Origin of the sequence: Janthinobacterium sp. EB271-G4-3-2 (assembly GCF_020858035.1) — a bacterium.
Classification (GTDB): domain Bacteria; phylum Pseudomonadota; class Gammaproteobacteria; order Burkholderiales; family Burkholderiaceae_D; genus Janthinobacterium; species Janthinobacterium aestuarii.
Genome location: NZ_JACYMG010000001.1, coordinates 102,273 through 120,186 on the forward strand (window position 1 = coordinate 102,273; position 17,914 = coordinate 120,186).

The 17,914-nt window shown below is 61.2% G+C and carries 15 protein-coding genes; 8 read left to right on the forward strand and 7 right to left on the reverse strand.

Features of this window, described 5'->3' with window-relative positions; translation table 11 throughout:
• The 3 genes from IGS55_RS00480 to IGS55_RS00490 all read right to left on the reverse strand — a co-directional run.
• On the reverse strand, positions 1 to 645 hold a 645-nt coding region (locus IGS55_RS00480; protein WP_230537121.1), incomplete at its 3' end, for a flagellin N-terminal helical domain-containing protein.
• Positions 646 to 788: 143 nt separating this feature from the next.
• On the reverse strand, positions 789 to 1,517 hold the full coding sequence (locus IGS55_RS00485; protein WP_230518667.1) for an acetyltransferase: 729 nt from the start codon (positions 1,515 to 1,517) through the stop codon (positions 789 to 791).
• A 124-nt stretch (positions 1,518 to 1,641) separates the two neighbouring features.
• Entirely contained in the window at positions 1,642 to 4,851 is a 3,210-nt protein-coding gene (locus IGS55_RS00490; RefSeq protein WP_230518666.1) for a tetratricopeptide repeat protein, read from the reverse strand.
• 272 nt (positions 4,852 to 5,123) lie between these two features.
• Between IGS55_RS00490 and IGS55_RS00495 the strand changes: the two genes are divergently transcribed.
• Complete coding sequence (locus tag IGS55_RS00495; protein ID WP_230518665.1) at positions 5,124 to 5,786, forward strand: acetyltransferase; 663 nt, start codon at positions 5,124 to 5,126, stop codon at positions 5,784 to 5,786.
• 74 nt (positions 5,787 to 5,860) lie between these two features.
• Here the strand turns inward: IGS55_RS00495 and IGS55_RS00500 are convergent, their stop codons facing one another.
• Positions 5,861 to 7,537: an electron transfer flavoprotein-ubiquinone oxidoreductase gene (locus IGS55_RS00500; protein WP_230518664.1), complete on the reverse strand. Its 1,677-nt coding sequence runs from the start codon at positions 7,535 to 7,537 to the stop codon at positions 5,861 to 5,863.
• 264 nt (positions 7,538 to 7,801) lie between these two features.
• Here IGS55_RS00500 and IGS55_RS00505 point away from each other — a divergent pair, with 264 nt between their 5' ends.
• Positions 7,802 to 8,578: an SDR family oxidoreductase gene (locus IGS55_RS00505; RefSeq protein ID WP_034752351.1), complete on the forward strand. Its 777-nt coding sequence runs from the start codon at positions 7,802 to 7,804 to the stop codon at positions 8,576 to 8,578.
• On the opposite strand, the gene IGS55_RS00510 is transcribed toward IGS55_RS00505, so the two are convergent.
• On the reverse strand, positions 8,575 to 9,141 hold the full coding sequence (locus IGS55_RS00510; protein WP_046684925.1) for a LuxR C-terminal-related transcriptional regulator: 567 nt from the start codon (positions 9,139 to 9,141) through the stop codon (positions 8,575 to 8,577). The genes IGS55_RS00505 and IGS55_RS00510 overlap by 4 nt on opposite strands.
• 147 nt (positions 9,142 to 9,288) lie before the next feature.
• Here IGS55_RS00510 and IGS55_RS00515 point away from each other — a divergent pair, with 147 nt between their 5' ends.
• The 3 genes from IGS55_RS00515 (at position 9,289) to IGS55_RS00525 (ending at position 12,025) form a co-directional block, all read left to right on the forward strand.
• The gene (locus IGS55_RS00515) at positions 9,289 to 9,990 is read left to right on the forward strand and encodes a CoA transferase subunit A (protein WP_058048076.1); all 702 of its coding nucleotides are present in this window, start codon (positions 9,289 to 9,291) and stop codon (positions 9,988 to 9,990) included.
• Between the two features lie 20 nt (positions 9,991 to 10,010).
• Positions 10,011 to 10,661, forward strand: a complete 651-nt coding sequence (locus IGS55_RS00520; protein ID WP_072454554.1) for a CoA transferase subunit B — start codon at positions 10,011 to 10,013, stop codon at positions 10,659 to 10,661.
• A gap of 191 nt (positions 10,662 to 10,852) precedes the next feature.
• Positions 10,853 to 12,025, forward strand: a complete 1,173-nt coding sequence (locus tag IGS55_RS00525; RefSeq protein WP_230518663.1) for a phospholipase effector Tle1 domain-containing protein — start codon at positions 10,853 to 10,855, stop codon at positions 12,023 to 12,025.
• Positions 12,026 to 12,034: 9 nt separating this feature from the next.
• Here IGS55_RS00525 and IGS55_RS00530 read toward each other — a convergent pair whose 3' ends face one another.
• A complete protein-coding gene (locus IGS55_RS00530) occupies positions 12,035 to 12,448 on the reverse strand; it encodes a DoxX family protein (RefSeq protein WP_230518662.1) in 414 nt (137 codons plus the stop codon).
• A 232-nt stretch (positions 12,449 to 12,680) separates the two neighbouring features.
• Complete coding sequence (locus IGS55_RS00535) at positions 12,681 to 14,018, reverse strand: dicarboxylate/amino acid:cation symporter (protein WP_230518661.1); 1,338 nt, start codon at positions 14,016 to 14,018, stop codon at positions 12,681 to 12,683.
• A 259-nt stretch (positions 14,019 to 14,277) separates the two neighbouring features.
• Here IGS55_RS00535 and IGS55_RS00540 point away from each other — a divergent pair, with 259 nt between their 5' ends.
• Genes IGS55_RS00540 through IGS55_RS00550 form a run of 3 tightly spaced genes read left to right on the forward strand, consistent with a single transcriptional unit; the run spans position 14,278 to position 17,849 of the window.
• On the forward strand, positions 14,278 to 15,159 hold the full coding sequence (locus IGS55_RS00540; RefSeq protein WP_219328396.1) for an alpha/beta fold hydrolase: 882 nt from the start codon (positions 14,278 to 14,280) through the stop codon (positions 15,157 to 15,159).
• Between the two features lie 47 nt (positions 15,160 to 15,206).
• Positions 15,207 to 15,557 (forward strand): RidA family protein, encoded by a 351-nt coding sequence (locus tag IGS55_RS00545; RefSeq protein ID WP_034752339.1) that lies wholly within the window; start codon positions 15,207 to 15,209, stop codon positions 15,555 to 15,557.
• 39 nt (positions 15,558 to 15,596) lie between these two features.
• The gene (locus IGS55_RS00550) at positions 15,597 to 17,849 is read left to right on the forward strand and encodes a RelA/SpoT family protein (protein WP_230518660.1); all 2,253 of its coding nucleotides are present in this window, start codon (positions 15,597 to 15,599) and stop codon (positions 17,847 to 17,849) included.
• Positions 17,850 to 17,914 lie beyond the last annotated feature (65 nt).

Below are 17,914 nucleotides of genomic sequence, written 5' to 3' on the forward strand. Positions count from 1 at the left end.
GACGCTGTCGATGGCGGTAGCCAGCAGGCCGATGGTGGCGTTGGCGGTAGCGGTCAGTTCCGTTGCGCCGGTCGATGCGCCGCTCGAGAAGTTCGCGCTCAGGCCGCTCAGGGCGGTGTTCAAGGTCGACAGGTTGCCCGATACGTCGAAAGTCATTTTTTCGGTCGAGCTTGCACCGATCTGGAACGTCATCGACGTCGACAGCGTACCGTCGGCAGCGGCGCTACCTTTGCCCAGCAGCTTGGTGCCGCCGAACGTGGTGTTGGTCATGACGTTGTACAGCTCTTGGCCCAGTGCGTTGTACTCGGCTTGCATGGCGATCTTGTCGTTGCTGGTCGACGAAGCGTCGGCTGCCTGGGTTGCCAGATCCTTCATGCGCACCAGCATGTTGGTGACTTCGGCGAACGCGCCTTCAGCCGTTTGCAGCAGCGAGGTGCTGTTTTGCGTGTTGTTCATCGCAACGGTCATGCCGCTGGTTTGTGCTTTCAGGCGGGTTGCGATTTGCAGGCCGGCAGCGTCGTCCATGGCCGAGTTGATGCGGAAGCCGGTGCTCAGGCGCGTCATCGAAGTCGACAGTTTGGATTGGGTATTCGAGATCGAATTTTGTGCCGACAGGGAGGCAGCGTTGGTGTGAAGGCTCAGCATGGTGTCATTCCTAATTGGGTGGTTACGGTGAGGAGCGACGGTTTATCTGCTCCTACCAGTACAAGACGACCATCGCTCCCACTTTATTAAATGCCGTATGGAAATATATTTTTCATTGCCTGAATGGCAAGGCTTCGGAGTGCTCAGTCCGTCACGCCGCCGTGTTCCGCTTCCCATTGCCGGCGGCTGCTTTTCAGGATGTCGATGACGAGCAATGCCTTCGCTTCGTCGGCGCACAGGTCTTCCATGAACATGGCGTTATTGTTGCGTACCCATTCCAGCGGCATTTCCCACCAGGCCAGTTCCAGCAGGGCGGCACGGACTTTTTCCGTGAAGCGGTGGCGGATCAGGCGCGCCGGCGAGCCCGCATAAATGCCATAGGGTTCCGAGCGGAAATTCGGTGGCAGCAGCGAGCGGGCGCCGATGACGCAGCCGTTTTCGATCACGCTGCCGCCCAGCACCATCACTTCGTCGCCGATCCAGACATCGTTCTTGATCACCGTGTCGGCATACTGTGGCGGTGGCGCATTTTTCAATCCGCCGCCGAGGATCGACAGCATGTACGTCGAGACCGTGCGCATTTCATGCTGGCCATTGAGGATGAAACTCAGGCGCGAGCCGCCGGCCACATAGCGTCCGACGCACAGGCTTTGCTGTCCGCTGTCATATTTCACCAGCGAACCGACGCCGAAACAGGAGCCGCGCCCGATGTAGAAGTGGCCGCCCTCCGGTTCCTGGTCCAGCCAGTTGCGGAAAAATTGATGGGGCAGGGTGCTGATGGCGCCATCCGCGTAGCCCAGTACCGTGAATTGGGCTGACCAGGGATGGTTTTCGGCCACGCCGGAAAAATTGGTTTCGGTGGAAATTTGCATCAGGCGATGTTCCGTATTACTTCTTGTTGCTCAAGATCGTTTCCAGATACGGCAGGCAATCCCCCAGCGGCGGCGGCAGGGGCTGGGTGACATGCACGGGTTTGTTTTTTTTGCGCGCTCATCATCATAATCCGATCGGCGGGTTGGGTACGGCCACGGGTGCTTCGAACGAGACAGGCGGCAAGCCTTCGCACCAGCGTTGCCAGATGATGCGCAAGCCATTTTCCAGCCCTTCCGTGATCAGCTTGGGTTTGCCCAGGACGGAACGTTCCAGGCGGTGCCGCATGCTGAAGCGGTAGGCGCCCAGCAACATCGGATTGGCAGCCATGGCCACGCTCTTGCGGACCAGATCCTCTTCGTCGGTGGCGATAAAGTCATCGAGTTCGACCTGGCGCAAGATCATGTTGCCGGCGCGGCTAGGCATGGTGGGGCCTGCCGTCGTCAGCGTGGGCACGCCCATCCACAGCGCATGCAGGGTCGTCGTGCTGCCGCAATACGGGAAGGCATCGAGGCACACGTCGATGCGGTGATGGATGGCCATGAATTGCGCCATGCCCGTGCGTCCTTCGAAGGTCAGGCGCTCCGGCGCAATGCCTTCTTCCGCGAACCAGGCCGCCAGCTGCGGCGGCGCTTCCGATTTCGGCATGGCCGCCACGATCATTTTGGAGTCGGGGACGGCGCGCAGCACCCTGGCCCAGCGCGCGATGACCTGGCGATTGATTTTATTGGTGCGGTTGAAGCTGCCAAACGTGATGTAGCCATTTGTCAATACAGGCGCGGGCTGGACGCCGGGCGCCAGCTTGGACGGCAGGAAGGGCACGCAGGCGGGCAGCAGCAGCAGTTTCTCGGAGAATTGGTCGCCCAATTCGTCCGGTGGCGTGAAGTGCTGATCGCCCAGATAGTAATCGATCGATTGCAGTCCCGTCGTGAGCGGATAGCCGATCCAGCTGGCCTGGACAGGGGCGGGCTTGGCGGCAAACATGAGCAGCCGGTTCTTGCCCGTGTGGCCGGACAAATCGATCAGGATGTCGATGCCATCGTCGCGGATCAGCTGGCCCAGGTCAGGATCGGACAGGTGTTCCACCTGGCGCCAGTGGGGAATGACCTCCCGCAGGCGCTCCGTGATATCGTCGTTTTGCGGATTGTTGTGGTAGGCATACAGCGACAACTGGGCGTCATCGGCGATATTTTCCAGTATCGGAATGAGGAAGTGCGGCACCGGATGGTTGTGCAGGTCGCCCGACACGAAGCCGACTTTCAAGGTGCGCAGCGGGTCGCGGCTGTTGCTGTGCTCTCCGCGTCCTTTGGCGATATGCGTTTCAAAGGTGTCGCTGAAGCGCTGATGTTCGGCAAAGAGCGCCTGGGGATCGATCTCCGTGCTATGCGACAACAGGAACAGGTAGTTGCTGAACAGGGTTTCCCACAGCGGGCAGACGGCCAGGCCCTTGCGGCAGGTTTCAATCGCTTCTTCTATCCTGCCGATATTGCTGAAAGTGGCGCTGATATTGACGTAGGCGTCACGATAGTCGGGATTGATTTCCAGTGTCTTGTGGTAGCAATCGAGCGCCAGCAGCGGCTCATTCATGAGCACGTAGCAATTGCCGAGCGCAAAGTGAGCGCGCTCGAATGCGGGGTCGATAGCGAGCGCGGCCAGATACGTCTGCTTTGCGTGTTCCAATTGTTTCTGCGCCTGGCGCGTCGAGCCCAGGTTGCACAGCGCCGAGATGTTTTTCGGTTCCAGTTCCAGTGCGCGCTCATAGGCGGCGGTGGCTGCGTCGTATTGCTCCAGTTCTTGCAGGGCGACGCCCAGGTGGTTATGCGTTTCGCTATCGTCGGAATCAAGTTCCAGGGTACGGCGGTATGCCTCCACCGCGAGCGGATAGCGCTTGATGGTGCTGTAGTAATCGGCCAGTTGCCTGTGGTTCGCGGCGTTGCCGGGAGCCAGGTCGATGGCTTGCTGGAAATATTTCAGGGCATTGTCGCGGTCTTCGGCGGCGCCGTAGGCGATGGCGAGCTGGCCGCAGGCTTGCGCGTCGTCCGGCCGCAGGCGCAGCACTGTTGCGCAGTGCTCGATGGCCGCCGTGTAATTCTTTTGTTTGCATTGAAGCAATCCCAGATTGCTCAGCGCCTGGGTGAAGTCGCCATCGAGCGCGATCGCCTGTTCATACGCGGCGATGGCTTCGTCTGGCCGCTCCAGCGACTGGAGGGCGCGTCCCAGGTTGTTGTGCAGCTTGGCGTCGTCGGGATGCAATTCGATGGCGCGGCGGTAGCTGGCCACGGCACCCGCGTAGTCTTCGGCCTCATGCAGTGCCGCGGCCAGATTGGCGTGCGCCGCCGTGGTGTGGGGCGCCAGTTGCAGCACGGCCCGGTAGCTGACGATGGCCGCTTGCCATTGCTGCAAGTCCTGCTGGGCGTTGCCCAGATTCAGATAGATGTCAGCATCGCCCGGCAGCAGGGCCAGTGCGCGTTGATAGCACGCGACGGCTTCGGCGCTGCGCCGCATCGCTTGCAGTGTATTGCCGAGATTGAAATGGCCCTTGGCGTAATCGGGACGCAGCGCGAGCGCTTGCCGGTATGCCTGTTCGGCCTGCTCCAGCTTGCCTTGCGCCTGCAGGGCCGCCGCCAGGTTGCCATGCGCCTCGACAAAGTCCGGATTCAGCTCCAGCGCCCGGGTATAGCTGTCGATCGCCTGGTCGTACATGCCCCGTTCCTGCCATGCGGTGCCCAGGTTGCCATGCGCTTCGGCATCCGTGGGCGCCAATTGCGCGGTTTTTTGCAGAGCCTCGAACGCATCCTTGCCCTGCAATTGCAGGGCGGTGCCCAGCACGCTCCAGGCAAAATCGGAATCGGGATAGCGCTGCGTCAGGGCGTGGCTGGCCGCTTCCAGTTCGGCATGGTGGCCGGCTTGATACAGCGCAATGACGTGCTGCGTTTCCTGCGCTGTCGGCGTGCTGGCGATCGCCGTTTCGATGCGGCTGCGCAAGCCTTGCGACTGTTCGTTGTCGAGACCGCGCACGATGGCCGCCGTGACGATCTCCAGCGCCTGTTCGCGTTCGCCCGCCTTGAGCAAGCCATCCGCATACGACAGCCAGAACTGGCCTTCGTCGGGGTTCACCGACAGCGCCTTGTGCAGATACGGCAAGCCTGCCTGGTATTGCCCGACCTGTCCCGCCAGCAAGCCCATATTGTGGTTGGCGATGGCGTGATACGGCTGCGCCTGCAAAATCGCCAGGTAAAGTTCTTCCGCCTCGGCATAACGGCCAGCCTGGTGTTCGGTGATTGCCTGCTGCAATTCGGCGTCGAGGGGCACTGCGGGGAGGGCGTTTGCGTTCATGGCGGGCGGAAGGGGAAATAGTTAGCAGAGGGAATTGTAACTGTTGGAAGTGCTTCTGAGAAACTTTCCATGTGGAATTTATCCAGGAATGCTGTCGCAATGCAAACTTGGTGTTGCTGGCTTGTCAAAGCGTGGGGAAAAGTGGCTGTTTTAAAAACCTTGCCGCCGGCTGGGCGGGATATCTAGCACCGGGCTGCTGGTATGATGGCTGGGATTGGCGCCGTCCTTGCGGGATGGCCGCTGCCCGGTATCGTTCACTTTTCAGCTCAGATATGCAAAACATTTTAATCATTGGCTCATCCGGCCACGCGAAGGTCGTCATCGACGTCGTCGAACGGCAGGGGCGCTTTCGTATCGCCGGCTTGATCGATGCGTTCCGGACGGTCGGCGAGGAAACCTCGGGCTATCGCGTCCTGGGCGCCGAGTCCGATCTGCCGGTCCTGGTGGAGCAGTTGGCCGTGGCAGGAGTGCTGGTGGCCATCGGCGACAACTTCGTGCGGTCGAGCGTGACCGCCCGCGTGGCGGCATTGTGCCCGCAATTGCCCTTCGTCAGCGCCGTGCATCCGCAGGCAAGCGTCGCCAGGGCCGTGCGTATCGGCGCGGGCAGCGTGGTGATGGCGGGGGCGGTGATCAATCCCGGTTGCGAGGTCGGGCACGGTTGTATCGTCAACACGCGCGCCTCGCTCGATCACGATTCCGTGATGGAAGCATTTTCCAGCCTGGCGCCTGCCGCTGCGACGGGCGGCGGCTGCTTCATCGGCACGTGCAGCGCCCTGGGCATGGGCGCCTTGCTGCTGCAGCGCATGCGCATAGGCAGTCACTGCGTGATTGGCGCCGGTGCCGTGGTGACGCGGCCCGTGGCCGATCTGTGCGTCAGTTATGGCACGCCGGCAAAAACGATACGCGGCCGCCTGGCCGGCGACAAGTATCTGTAAGCCCACGGCAGCCGCAGCGGGGCAGCGCTACCGGCTGCGGTAGCGCTGTTGCGGCGGCATGCCGGGCGACGTGCTTACATGTTCGGATAGTTCGGCCCGCCGCCGCCTTCCGGTGTCACCCACACGATGTTCTGCGTCGGATCCTTGATGTCGCAGGTCTTGCAGTGCACGCAGTTTTGCGCATTGATCTGCAGGCGTTCGGCGCCATCGTCGTTCCTCACGAACTCGTACACGCCGGCGGGACAGTAACGGGCTTCCGGACCCGCATACGTGGCCAGGTTGACGTCGACGGGCACGCTGGCGTTCTTCAACGTCAGGTGGATAGGCTGGTCTTCCGCGTGGTTCGTGTTCGAGATGAACACGGACGACATCTTGTCGAAGGTCAGCTTGCCATCGGGTTTCGGATACACGATCTTTTTCGACTGGGCCGCCGGTTTCAGACATTCATGGTCGCCATGCGAGTGGTGCAGGGTCCATGGCGCCTTGCCGCGGAAGATCAGCTGGTCGATGCCCGTCATCAGGCTGCCCAGGTACAAACCTTTTGACAGCCATGGCTTGACGTTGCGCGCCACGTGCAGTTCTTCATGCAGCCAGGATTTTTCAAAGGCGACAGGGTAGCTCGTCAGTTCATCGTGCTGGCGCTGTTCGCCCAGCGCGCCGAAGGCCGCGTCCGCCGCCAGCATGCCGCTCTTGATGGCCGCGTGGCTGCCCTTGATGCGGCTCATGTTCAAAAAGCCCGCATCGCAGCCGATCAGCGCGCCGCCGGCAAACACCAGTTTCGGCAACGATTGCAGGCCGCCGGCCGCGATCGCGCGCGCGCCGTAGGAAATGCGCTTGCCGCCTTCGAAGAACTTGCGGATTTCCGGATGCGTCTTGTAGCGCTGGAATTCCTCGTACGGCGACAAATACGGGTTTTCGTAGTTCAAGCCCACCACGTAGCCGACCATCACCTGGTTGTTTTCCAGGTGGTACAGGAAGGAGCCGCCGTAGGTTTTCGTGTCCAGCGGCCAGCCGCTCGAGTGGATCACCAGGCCCGGCTTGTGCTGGGCCGGGTCGATTTCCCACAATTCCTTGATGCCGATGCCGTACGATTGCGGGTCCTTGCCGGCGTTCAAGTCATACTTGGCCATCAATTGCTTGCCCAGGTGGCCGCGCGCGCCTTCGGCGAACAGCGTGTACTTGGCGTGCAATTCCATGCCCAGCTGGAAGTCGGGACCCGGTTCGCCGTCGCGCTTGACGCCCATGTTGCCGGTCGCTACGCCTTTGACGGAGCCGTCGTCGTTGTAGAGGATTTCCGCGGCAGGGAAGCCCGGGAAGATTTCCACGCCCAGGTTTTCCGCCTGCTGGCCCATCCAGCGCACCACATTGCCCAGCGAGACGATGTAGTTGCCGTGGTTTTCAAAGCAGGCCGGCACGGCGAAGCCTGGCGTTTTATACGCTTTCGTTTCGGTCAGGAACAGGATGCGGTCTTCCGTCACTTCCGTGTTCAGGGGCGCGCCCAGTTCTTTCCAGTTCGGAATCAGTTCGGTCAGCGCTTTCGGGTCCATGATGGCGCCCGACAGGATATGCGCGCCCAGTTCGCCGCCTTTTTCCAGCACGCAGACGGACACTTCCTGGCTCTTATCGAAGGCCAGCTGCTTCAGGCGGATCGCCGCGGCCAAGCCTGCGGGGCCACCGCCGACGATCACCACGTCATATTCCATGGTTTCGCGCGGTCCGTACTGTTCAACTAAGTTATTAGGCTGTGTCATGGTCTCGATTTATAGTCACTCAATTAGGTAGCAAGGATAGGGAATAAAGCATCATCGGGGAAATTTAAGCACGAGTGTGCTTGTTTTTGACGAGGATTGCAACTTTGGCGCCATTTTGCGTGACATTGCCCCTCGCCGCAATCTAAATCCGGCCATTTTGTGTAATGATGGCGTTTACTTTTGCTCGAGTGCGCTGCGGGGGAATTTGCCCGATTGCCATAGGCACGGCGCAAAGTGTTGTCTAAAATAAAACAGGAGTAGCTCGTGGGCATAGAAGTCAATTTCGAGGGCAAGATTGCCCTGATTACCGGCGCATCGAGCGGCCTCGGCGCGCGCTTTGCAAAAGTGCTGGCCCAGGCCGGCGCACAGGTCGTGCTGGCGTCGCGCCGCACCGAACGCCTGAAGGAATTGCGCGCCGAAATCGAAGCGGACGGCGGCGCCGCGCACGTGGTGTCGCTCGACGTGACCGACTTCGCCAGCATCAAGTCGGCCATCGCGCATGCGGAAACGGAAGCGGGTCCCATCGATATCCTCGTCAACAATTCAGGTGTCTCCACCACGCAACGCCTGGTCGACGTCACGCCCGAAGATTACTCGTTCGTGATGGACACCAATCTGCGCGGTTCGTTCTTCGTGGCCCAGCAAACGGCCAAGCGCATGATCGCGCGCGCCAAGGGCGACCCGAAGAAACAGCACCGCATCATCAATATCGCCTCGATGGCGGGCTTGCAGGTGCTGCCGCAGATCGGCGTGTATTGCATGAGCAAGGCGGGCATGGTGCACATGACGCGCGCCATGGCCGTGGAGTGGGGCAAATACGGCATCAACACGAACGCCATCTGCCCCGGCTACATTTCCACGGAAATCAATGAAGATTACTTTGCCACCGAGCAGGGCAAGAAGCTGATCGAAATGCTGCCGAACAAGCGTCCGGGCAAGCCGGAAGACCTTGACGGCCTGCTGCTGCTGCTGGCGGGCGAGGATTCGCACTTCATCAACGGCGCGATCATTTCCGCAGACGGTGGCATGAGTACCTTCTAGCGCTGCAGCTGCAGTCCCACCAGCTTGTGCACGAGCTCGGACGACGTCGATGCGGCGAACTTGCGCATCAGCTTGGCGCGGTGCATTTCCACCGTGCGGGGGCTGAGGTCGATCTGGCGGGCGATGACCTTGCTGGTCTTGCCTTCCACCAGCAGGGCGGCGATTTCGCGCTCGCGCGGGGTCAGTTCCGCCGTCACGGGACGTTTCTCGCTGACATCCTCGAACGTCCAGATGCCCGGCCCCAGTGGTTCCTTCGGCAACATGGCATGGCCCGTGACGTGGCACCAGAACAATTCTCCATTACTGCGGCGCATGATGCGCTCGTCCGAATAGCGTCCCTTGGCGTTCATGATGGGAATGATGCGGTCACCGGTGCGCAGGAATTCGTCGTGCGTGGGGTAGAGTACTTCGAATGACTGGTCGTCCAGCTGGGCGCGCGCATAGCCGAACATGGCCGCCAGCGCTTCGTTGCAGCTGCGCATGATGCGGTTTTCCGACATGCACATGCCCACGGGCGCGTGCAGGAAGATGCTTTCATAATCGATGGCTGACGCGGCGTTCATCTGATACGTATCACTCTCACAGGGGGATTGCCGGCACGGCGCCGGTAGTTCTACGGTATTGTACTTTCCACTCGCGTATTTTATGCTGAGTCGCTGCCTGAGTCATGGACTCAAGACCAAAGTTTAACAAAAGATAGAGGGACACCCATGAATAAAGTTTATCCTGACGCCGCCTCGGCGCTGGCCGGTATCGTCCAAGATGGCCAGACCATCGCCGTCGGCGGCTTCGGCCTGTGCGGCATTCCCGAAGCCCTGATCGGCGCCTTGCGCGATTCGGGCGTGACGGGCCTGACGGCCATTTCCAACAACGCGGGCGTGGACGGCTTCGGCCTGGGCCAGCTCTTGACCACGCGCCAGATCAAGAAAATGATCGCCTCCTACGTGGGTGAAAACAAGGAATTCGCGCGCCAGTACCTGGCAGGCGAACTGGAACTGGAATTCACGCCGCAAGGCACCCTGGCCGAAAAACTGCGCGCCGGCGGCGCCGGCATTCCTGCCTTCTTCACCAAGACGGGCGTGGGCACCATCGTTGCCGACGGCAAGGAAATCCGCGAATTCGACGGCGAACAATACGTGATGGAACGCAGCCTCGTGGCCGACGTGGCGCTGGTCAAAGCTTACATGGCCGACCGCGCCGGCAATTTGGTCTACCGCAAAACGGCGCGCAATTTCAACCCGAACGTGGCCATGGCCGGCAAAATCACCATCGTCGAAGTGGAAAAACTGGTCGAAGTGGGCGAGATCGACCCGGACCAGGTCCACACGCCGAGCATCTTCGTGCACCGCATCGTGGTCAACGCGAACCCGGAAAAACGCATCGAGCAGCGCACTGTGCGCAGCGAAGCATAAAACAGAATACGGAGATTATTATGGCTTGGACGAGAGATGAGATGGCCGCGCGCGCGGCAAAGGAATTGCAGGATGGCTTTTATGTGAACCTCGGCATCGGTTTGCCGACCCTGGTGGCCAACTATGTGCCGGACAATATCGAAGTATTCCTGCAGTCGGAAAACGGTTTGCTGGGCATCGGCCCGTTCCCGACCGACGCGGAAGTCGATGCCGACCTGATCAACGCGGGCAAGCAGACGGTGACGGCCTTGCCCGGCGCCGCCTACTTCAGCTCGGCCGATTCGTTTGGCATGATTCGTGGTGGCAAGATCAACCTGGCCATCCTGGGCGCCATGCAAGTGTCGGAAAAGGGCGACCTGGCGAACTGGATGATTCCAGGCAAGATGGTCAAGGGCATGGGCGGCGCGATGGACCTCGTCGCCGGCGTCAAGCGTGTCGTCGTGCTGATGGAACACGTGGCCACGGCCAAGGATGGCACGACGTCGCACAAGCTGCTGAAACAATGCGACTTGCCGCTGACGGGCGTGGGCGTGGTCGACGTCATCATCAGCGACCTGGGCGTGATCGACGTGACGGAAAACGGCTTGAAGCTGGTGGAACTGGCGCCGGGCGTGACCAAGGAGCAGGTGCAGGCGGCCACGGGCGCGGAACTGGACGTTTCCGCCGTATAAACGGATCGTTGCATGCATAAAAAAAGCGGACAGCGATGTCCGCTTTTTTTTCGCCGGGCACGCACTACGTCTGCGCCATGTCTAATGCTGTCCCTGGAGTGTGCCTATGCTGGAACGGTGCAGGGCAGACGAAGTCACGACACGGAGCAGTCATGAAGGCAAACTGGTACGCATCGCCGCTACTGAGGCGCATGGCAGGGCGTGTGTTGGCGGCGGGCTTGGCGGCGTTGCTGGCGGCCTGTGCCGCCGCCGGCGGCGAGCACGTCAACCCGGTGGTGACGGAGAAAGTGTTTACGGGCGATCCCGCTCTGGCAAAAAACATCTTTGTCTTTCTGGATGGGACGCGCAATGACAGCGCCTCCGGGACCAATGTGCGCCGGGTCTTTGATGCGGTGCTCCATGCCGACGAGGCGCAGACCAGCGCCATCTATATCGAAGGCGTGGGCAGCGTCGAAAGTCCCGTGCTGGGCGCCAGCCTCGGCCTAGGCATGGAGCCGCGTATCCTGCGCGGCTATGACTTCATCGCGCAGGCGTTTCGCCCCGGTGACAAGCTCTACATTTTGGGCTTCAGCCGTGGCGCCCACCAGGCCCGCGCACTGGCTGGCCTGATCGCCTATGCGGGCGTGCCGGCCAGGTCGGAAGACGATATCGAACAACGGCTTCGGCGCGATAACGCCATCCTCGAAGTGGTCAAGCGCAAGAACGATGAAGCCTATGTGGATGCGTGGAAGGCGTGGCGGCCGGGACAGGAGCCGATCGCCGGTAAAGAACTGCGCGAACGTTTCAAGGTAGCCGTGGTGCCGGTGGAGATCCAATTTCTCGGCCTGTGGGATACCGTGCCCGGTTCGCTGTTCAAGGACTTCGGTGTGTGCAAGGAAATGAGCGACGGCAGGGGCGGCGACCGCTACAAGTCCGATTCCTATCCGCCTATCCGCCGCATCCTGCACGCCGTGTCGCGCGATGAAAAGCGCAGCCGCTTCCATCCCATCTTGCTGTGTCCGCCCATTAATGCGGACTACACGAGTGTCAGCGAACTCTGGTTTCCCGGATCGCATGCCGATATCGGTGGTGGTTACGCCGATTCACGGTCGTTGTCCGACCTGTCGCTGGCGTGGATGATGACGGGCCTGGCGCAAGATTATGCGCTCCCGCCGTTGCAGCTGGCTGGCGATCCGCTAGGCCTGGCGCATTGGTCGATCGGCGACCGGCCGGCCAATTTGTTCAGCCATTGCGAGGACAGGGTATTGCCCGACGGCGCCATGCAGGCCCCGGCCCTGCAAGTGAGGACCGTTGCTGGCAGCGCGCCGTTGCGCATGCAGGGTGTGATCGAGCAACGGCCCTATCCTTTGACGTGCTCGCGCTAGCCCGGTCGTTTATGCGGCGCCAGCCTTGCCGCGCAAGCCGTCCAAGCTGTAGGCGCCAGCGCCTGCAACTGCGAAGTACAGGAAGGTGAAGCAGTACATCACGGCCATTTCGCCGCCGTTCAGGATCGGTAAAAAGCCGGCAGGCGCATGCGCGATGAAATAGGCGGCTGCCATCTGGCCCGACAGGATGAAGGCGACGGGGCGCGTGAACAGGCCCACCAGCAGCAAGCTGCCGCCCACCAGCTCGATGACGCCGGCCGCGCCCATCAGGGAAAACAGTTGCAAGCCGTCGAACATGGCCACGTGCGGCGCGCCGAACAGCTTGGCCGTGCCATGCTGCAGGAAAAGGAAGCCGAGGATGATGCGCAGCAAGCCGAGCAGGCGTGGGGGCCAGGTGGTGTAGAAGGCGGGCGAGAGGGACATGGCGTACTCCATTCAAAGGTGGATGGTTCGGTGTCAGGCTTGCATTAACGCAATGTCATTATGCGGGAGCCTGGCGGCGAACAATAGACAGTACTGTAATGGTTTTTCATTCATTGATCATCGTGATAAATATTGATGCATGATTTACTGTTTGATGATGATTCGAGCAGCGCACGCACAATGAAAAAAGCCCCGCAGATCGCTCTGCGGGGCTTTGCAATGGAGGTACGGCTTACTTGACGATATTCACTGCTGGCGCGACATACGCGTCTTCGGTCGGGTGGGTGGGATGGGCCAGCTCGCTATGCAGCTTGTCCATGTCCAGTTCTTTTTCCCATTTCGACACGACGATGGTGGCCACGCCGTTGCCGACGAAATTCGTCAGCGCGCGGCATTCGCTCATGAAGCGGTCGATGCCCAGGATCAGCGCCATGCCGGCCACGGGGATCGTCGGCACCACGGCCAGGGTCGCGGCCAGGGTGATGAAACCGGCGCCCGTGATGCCGGACGCGCCTTTCGAGGTCAGCATCGCCACGCCCAGGATGGTGAGCTCTTGCCAGATGGTCAGTTCCGTGTTGGTGGCCTGTGCCACGAACAGGGCGGCCATGGTCATGTAGATGTTGGTGCCGTCCAGGTTGAACGAGTAGCCGGTAGGCACGACCAGGCCGACGACTGGCTTGGAGCAGCCCAGGCGCTCGAGTTTCTTCATCAGGGCCGGCAGGGCCGATTCCGACGAGCTGGTACCGAGCACGATCAGCAGTTCTTCCTTGATGTACAGCAAGAAGCGGCCGATCGAGAAGCCCGTGTACCTGGCGATCAGGCCCAGCACGATGAAGACGAACAGGAAGCAGGTCAGGTAGAACGAACCCATCAGCTTGGCCAGCGGAATCAGCGAAGCCAGGCCGTATTTGCCGATGGTAAAGGCCATCGCGCCGAACGCGCCGATCGGAGCGACTTTCATGATGATGTTGACCATGCCGAAGATGGCATGCGACAGCTCGTCGATGAGCTTGGTGACCGGACGGCCGCGCTCGCCCAGCAGGGACAGCGAAAAGCCGAACAGGATGGCGATCAGCAGCACTTGCAGGATGTCGCCCTTGGCGAAGGCGTCAACGAAAGTTTTCGGGATGATGTTCATCACGAAGTCGATGGTCGACATGCCTTCGGCATGCGTGTATTGCGCGATCGACTTGGCGTCCAGGTGGGCCGGATCGGCGTTGAAGCCGGCGCCCGGTTTGAGGATGTTAGCAACCAGCAAGCCGATGGCCAGCGCGAAGGTGGAGACCACTTCAAAGTACAGCAGCGCCTTGCCGCCCACGCGGCCGATTTTCTTGACGTCCTGCATGCCGGCGATGCCGGAGACCACGGTACAGAAGATCACCGGGGCGATGATCATCTTGATCAGTTTGATAAAGCCGTCGCCCAGCGGTTTCATGTCGACGGCGTTGGAAGGGTAGAACACCCCCAGCAGCACGCCGGCCACGATGGCGAACAGCACCTGTACATACAGGATTTTATAGAATGGTTTTTTCACGAGTGGTCTCCTCTTGCGGGTTGATGCTGCGATCATCCGCGCATTGCCAGGCCGGCTCAATTGTGGATAACCGCAGATATGCATTTTCGCTATATCGGGTATTGCGCCAGGGCGAATGTGCCAGTGCTATGCTGCGGCGCAGCATTTCAGCCGCGCGCTTGGAGCATTGCCCGCGCTGCGCTACACTGCCGTAGCGTCGCGCGCGAGGCAACCGGCAAATCGCCGGTTTCTTTGTTTTTTACTACCAAATAACGACGCCGGACAAAACCGTAGCTCCGGTGTTATAAGGAATCGCATGATCGAAGCGAGCATCAAGTCAGTGCAATGTATTTCCCCCGCAGGCTTGCATACCATGTCCTACAAGGAGTGGGGCGCTGCCGATAATCCGAACGTGCTCGTCTGCGCCCACGGCGTGACGCGCGTGGCGGACGACTTCGACAACCTGGCGCGCGCCATGGCCAGCGATTACCGCGTGATCTGCCCCGACGTGGTGGGGCGCGGGCGCTCGGGCTGGCTGGCCAATCCCCAGTTCTACCGCGTGCCGCAATATGTGAGCGACATGGTGACTCTGCTGGCGCGCGTGCTGGCCAATGGCGAACGCCAGACGGTGGACTGGTTCGGCACGTCGATGGGCGGCTTGATCGGCCTGGGCCTGGCATCGCTGCCGCACAGCCCGATCAGCAAACTGGTGCTGAACGATATCGGCCCGACCCTGGCGCCCGAAGCCTTGCAGCGTATCGGCGACTACATCGGCCAGGACTTGCGTTTCGAGACGTTCGAGCAGGGCGCCAAGTTCGTGCGCGACGTGTCCGCCAGCTTCGGCCCGCACACGGACGCGGAATGGCATAAACTGGCGGTGGATGTGTTGCGGCAAGATAAGGATGGCCACTGGCGCCGCCACTATGATATGGGACTGGCCATGCCGTTCCGCTCGGCCACGCCGGAATCGGCGGCCAGCGACGAAGCCATGCTGTGGGCCGCATATGACGCCGTGCGCTGCCCCACCTTGCTGGTGCGCGGCTCGGAATCCGATTTGCTGTCGCACGAAACGGCCACGCGCATGCTCGGTCGCGGTCCGAAGGCGGAGCTGGTGGAGATCGCCGGCGTGGGCCATGCGCCCACTTTCGTCCACGACGACCAGATCGCCATCGCCCGCAAGTTTTTGCTGGGCAAGTAACACAAGTAGTACGCTGTACAGATTTTGAAACAACCGAAAGAAGAAGCATGGAAATTACACGACTGCACGTAGGCAAACGCCTCTCCGAAGTGGCGATACACAACAACACCATCTACCTGGCGGGCCAGATCGCGGAAGACACCACGCAAGGCATCGTCGGCCAGACGCGCGAAGTGCTGGGCCACGTCGACCGTTTGCTGATGGAAGCGGGCAGCGACAAGACTTGCATCCTGTCGTGCCAGATCTACATCGCCGACATGAAGGATTTCCCCGGCATGAATGAAGTGTGGGATGACTGGGTCGCCTCCGGCCACACGCCGCCGCGCGCCACGGTGGAAGCGAAACTGGCCAATCCGGCATGCCTGGTTGAAATCGTCGTCATCGCTGCGGAACGTTAAGTTTTCAAGTTGTTCAGTCATCAAGTTTAAAGGTAATACATGGTTTCCATCTCGGCCCCGAATAGCGCCACATCGGAACAACTGGTAGAGGGCTTGAGTGCGCCGGACTGCGCGCGCGTGCTGGACGCGCTCGCGTATGCCACCGAAGCGTATGGCGACAAGCAGACCTTTGCCGGCCGCTCCGCGCTGGAGTTCGCCATTGGCGTGGCCACCACCCTGGCTTTCCTGCGCAGCGATGCGGAAACGCGCATCGCCGGCCTGATGTTCGAGCTGACTTTGCTGGAACCCGATACGGCGGCCGACATCGAACCGCGTTTCGGCAAGCAGGTGTGCGACCTGGCCACCGGCGTGCGCCAGCTGATCCGCTTGCGCGCGCTGACCCAGGCGCAGCACGGCAGCGCTGGCGGGCGCGGCAAGAATGCGGCGCAGCAAGCCGTGGCCCAGGTGGAAACCTTGCGCAAGATGTTGCTGGCGATGGCTTCCGACATGCGTGTCGTGCTGGTGCGCCTGGCCGCCTGCGTGACGACCTTGCGTTACTTTGCCGATTTAAAGCTGTTCAACGAAATGACGCGCGAATACGGCAAGGAAACCCTGGATCTGTACGCGCCGCTGGCCAACCGCCTCGGCATCTGGCAGCTGAAGTGGGAACTGGAAGACTTGTCGTTCCGCTTCATCGAACCGGAAGCGTATAAACGCATCGCCAAGATGCTGGAAGAAAAGCGCATGATGCGCGAGGGCTTCGTGTCCTCGGCGATTTTGCGCCTGCAGACGGAACTGGCTTCGGCCGGTATCCAGGCGGAAGTATTTGGCCGCCCGAAACACATTTACAGCATCTGGAACAAGATGCGCGGCAAGGAGCTCGATTTTACGGCCCTGTACGACGTGCGCGCCTTCCGCGTCATCGTTGCCGACGTGAAAACCTGCTACACGGTGCTGGGCGTGGTCCACAATATCTGGACCCCCATCCCGAAGGAATTCGACGATTACATTTCGCGCCCGAAACCGAATGGTTACCAGTCGCTGCACACGGTGGTGACGGCCGAGGATGGCCGCCCGCTGGAAGTGCAAATCCGCACGAATGAAATGCACAGCTTTGCCGAATACGGCGTGGCCGCGCACTGGCGCTACAAGGAAGAGGGCGGCTCGAATTTTGCCGGCCAGAAGTACGACGAAAAGATCGCCTGGCTGCGCCAGTTGCTGGCCTGGAAAACGGAGGTGGCAGACGCCGTCGTGGGCCAGGAAGAAATCCAGCGCGAATGGGTGGAAAAGCTCAAGTCCGCCACATTGGACGACCGCATCTTCGTCATGACGCCGCAGGCGCGCGTGCTGGAATTGCCCGTGGGCGCCACGCCCGTCGATTTTGCCTATCACCTGCACACGGACGTGGGCCACCGCTGCCGCGGCGCCAAGGTCGACGGCATCATGGTGCCCCTGAATACGCAGCTGAAGAACGGCCAGACCTGCGAAATCATCACGGCCAAGGGCGCGCCGGGCACGGCCGGGCCGTCGCGCGACTGGCTCAGCGCCGGCTACGCCGTCAGCACGCGCACGCGCTCGAAAATCCGCGCCTGGTTCCACGCGATCGATATGCAGGAAACCCTGGCCCATGGCCGCGCGCTGGTGGAAAAGTCGCTGCAGCGCGAGGGCAAGACGGCCGTCAATCTGGAAGCACTGGCGCAAAAGCTGGGCTTTGCCAAAGTCGACGAGCTGTTCCTGTCGGTGGGCAAGGATGAATTCAGCCTGCGCCACGTGGAGCAGGCGCTGCACGACAATGGCGAAGTGGTGGTGCCGGAAGACGCCGTGCTGGTCGGTAAAAGCCGCGCTTCCAGCGTGGAGCAGGGCGCCAAGTCCGGCGTGCTGGTGGTGGGCACGGAAGGCCTCATGACCGTGCTGGCCAAGTGCTGCAAGCCGGCGCCGCCGGACAGCATCGTCGGTTTCGTCACGCGCGGCAAGGGGGTCTCCATCCACCGCGCCACCTGCAAGAATTTCGAGGAAATGCGCGCCAAGTCGCCCGAGCGCGTGATCTTCACGGAATGGGGCAGCACGGGCGGGCACGACACCGTGTATCCGGTCGACATCTTTATTCTCGCCGGCGACCGCCAGGGCTTGCTGCGCGACATCTCCGAAATCTTCTCGCGCGAGAAAATCAACGTCATCGGCGTCAACACCCAAAGCGCCAAGGGCCAGGCCCGCATGACCTTTACGGCCGAGATCAGCTCGACGGCGCAGCTGTTGAAGGCGCTGAATGTGATCAAGGATGTCAGCGGGGTCCTGGAAGCGCGGCGCAGTTAGTTGGAGTTACCCCGAGAGCAGAGGCTGGGGTCAGACCCGGCGGGTCTGACCCCGGTCTTTGCCGT

Excerpts from the sequence above, each read along its gene's own strand:
- IGS55_RS00485 (WP_230518667.1), bottom strand. The coding sequence starts at position 1,517 with ATGCAAATTTCCACCGAAACCAATTTTTCCGGCGTGGCCGAAAACCAT.
- IGS55_RS00550 (WP_230518660.1), top strand. The coding sequence starts at position 15,597 with ATGGTTTCCATCTCGGCCCCGAATAGCGCCACATCGGAACAACTGGTA.
- IGS55_RS00500 (WP_230518664.1), bottom strand. The coding sequence starts at position 7,537 with ATGACACAGCCTAATAACTTAGTTGAACAGTACGGACCGCGCGAAACC.
- IGS55_RS00535 (WP_230518661.1), bottom strand. The coding sequence starts at position 14,018 with ATGATCGCAGCATCAACCCGCAAGAGGAGACCACTCGTGAAAAAACCA.
- IGS55_RS00540 (WP_219328396.1), top strand. The coding sequence starts at position 14,278 with ATGATCGAAGCGAGCATCAAGTCAGTGCAATGTATTTCCCCCGCAGGC.
- IGS55_RS00510 (WP_046684925.1), bottom strand. The coding sequence starts at position 9,141 with ATGAACGCCGCGTCAGCCATCGATTATGAAAGCATCTTCCTGCACGCG.
- IGS55_RS00490 (WP_230518666.1), bottom strand. The coding sequence starts at position 4,851 with ATGAACGCAAACGCCCTCCCCGCAGTGCCCCTCGACGCCGAATTGCAG.
- IGS55_RS00530 (WP_230518662.1), bottom strand. The coding sequence starts at position 12,448 with ATGTCCCTCTCGCCCGCCTTCTACACCACCTGGCCCCCACGCCTGCTC.
- IGS55_RS00545 (WP_034752339.1), top strand. The coding sequence starts at position 15,207 with ATGGAAATTACACGACTGCACGTAGGCAAACGCCTCTCCGAAGTGGCG.
- IGS55_RS00495 (WP_230518665.1), top strand. The coding sequence starts at position 5,124 with ATGCAAAACATTTTAATCATTGGCTCATCCGGCCACGCGAAGGTCGTC.
- IGS55_RS00525 (WP_230518663.1), top strand. The coding sequence starts at position 10,853 with ATGGCAGGGCGTGTGTTGGCGGCGGGCTTGGCGGCGTTGCTGGCGGCC.
- IGS55_RS00515 (WP_058048076.1), top strand. The coding sequence starts at position 9,289 with ATGAATAAAGTTTATCCTGACGCCGCCTCGGCGCTGGCCGGTATCGTC.
- IGS55_RS00520 (WP_072454554.1), top strand. The coding sequence starts at position 10,011 with ATGGCTTGGACGAGAGATGAGATGGCCGCGCGCGCGGCAAAGGAATTG.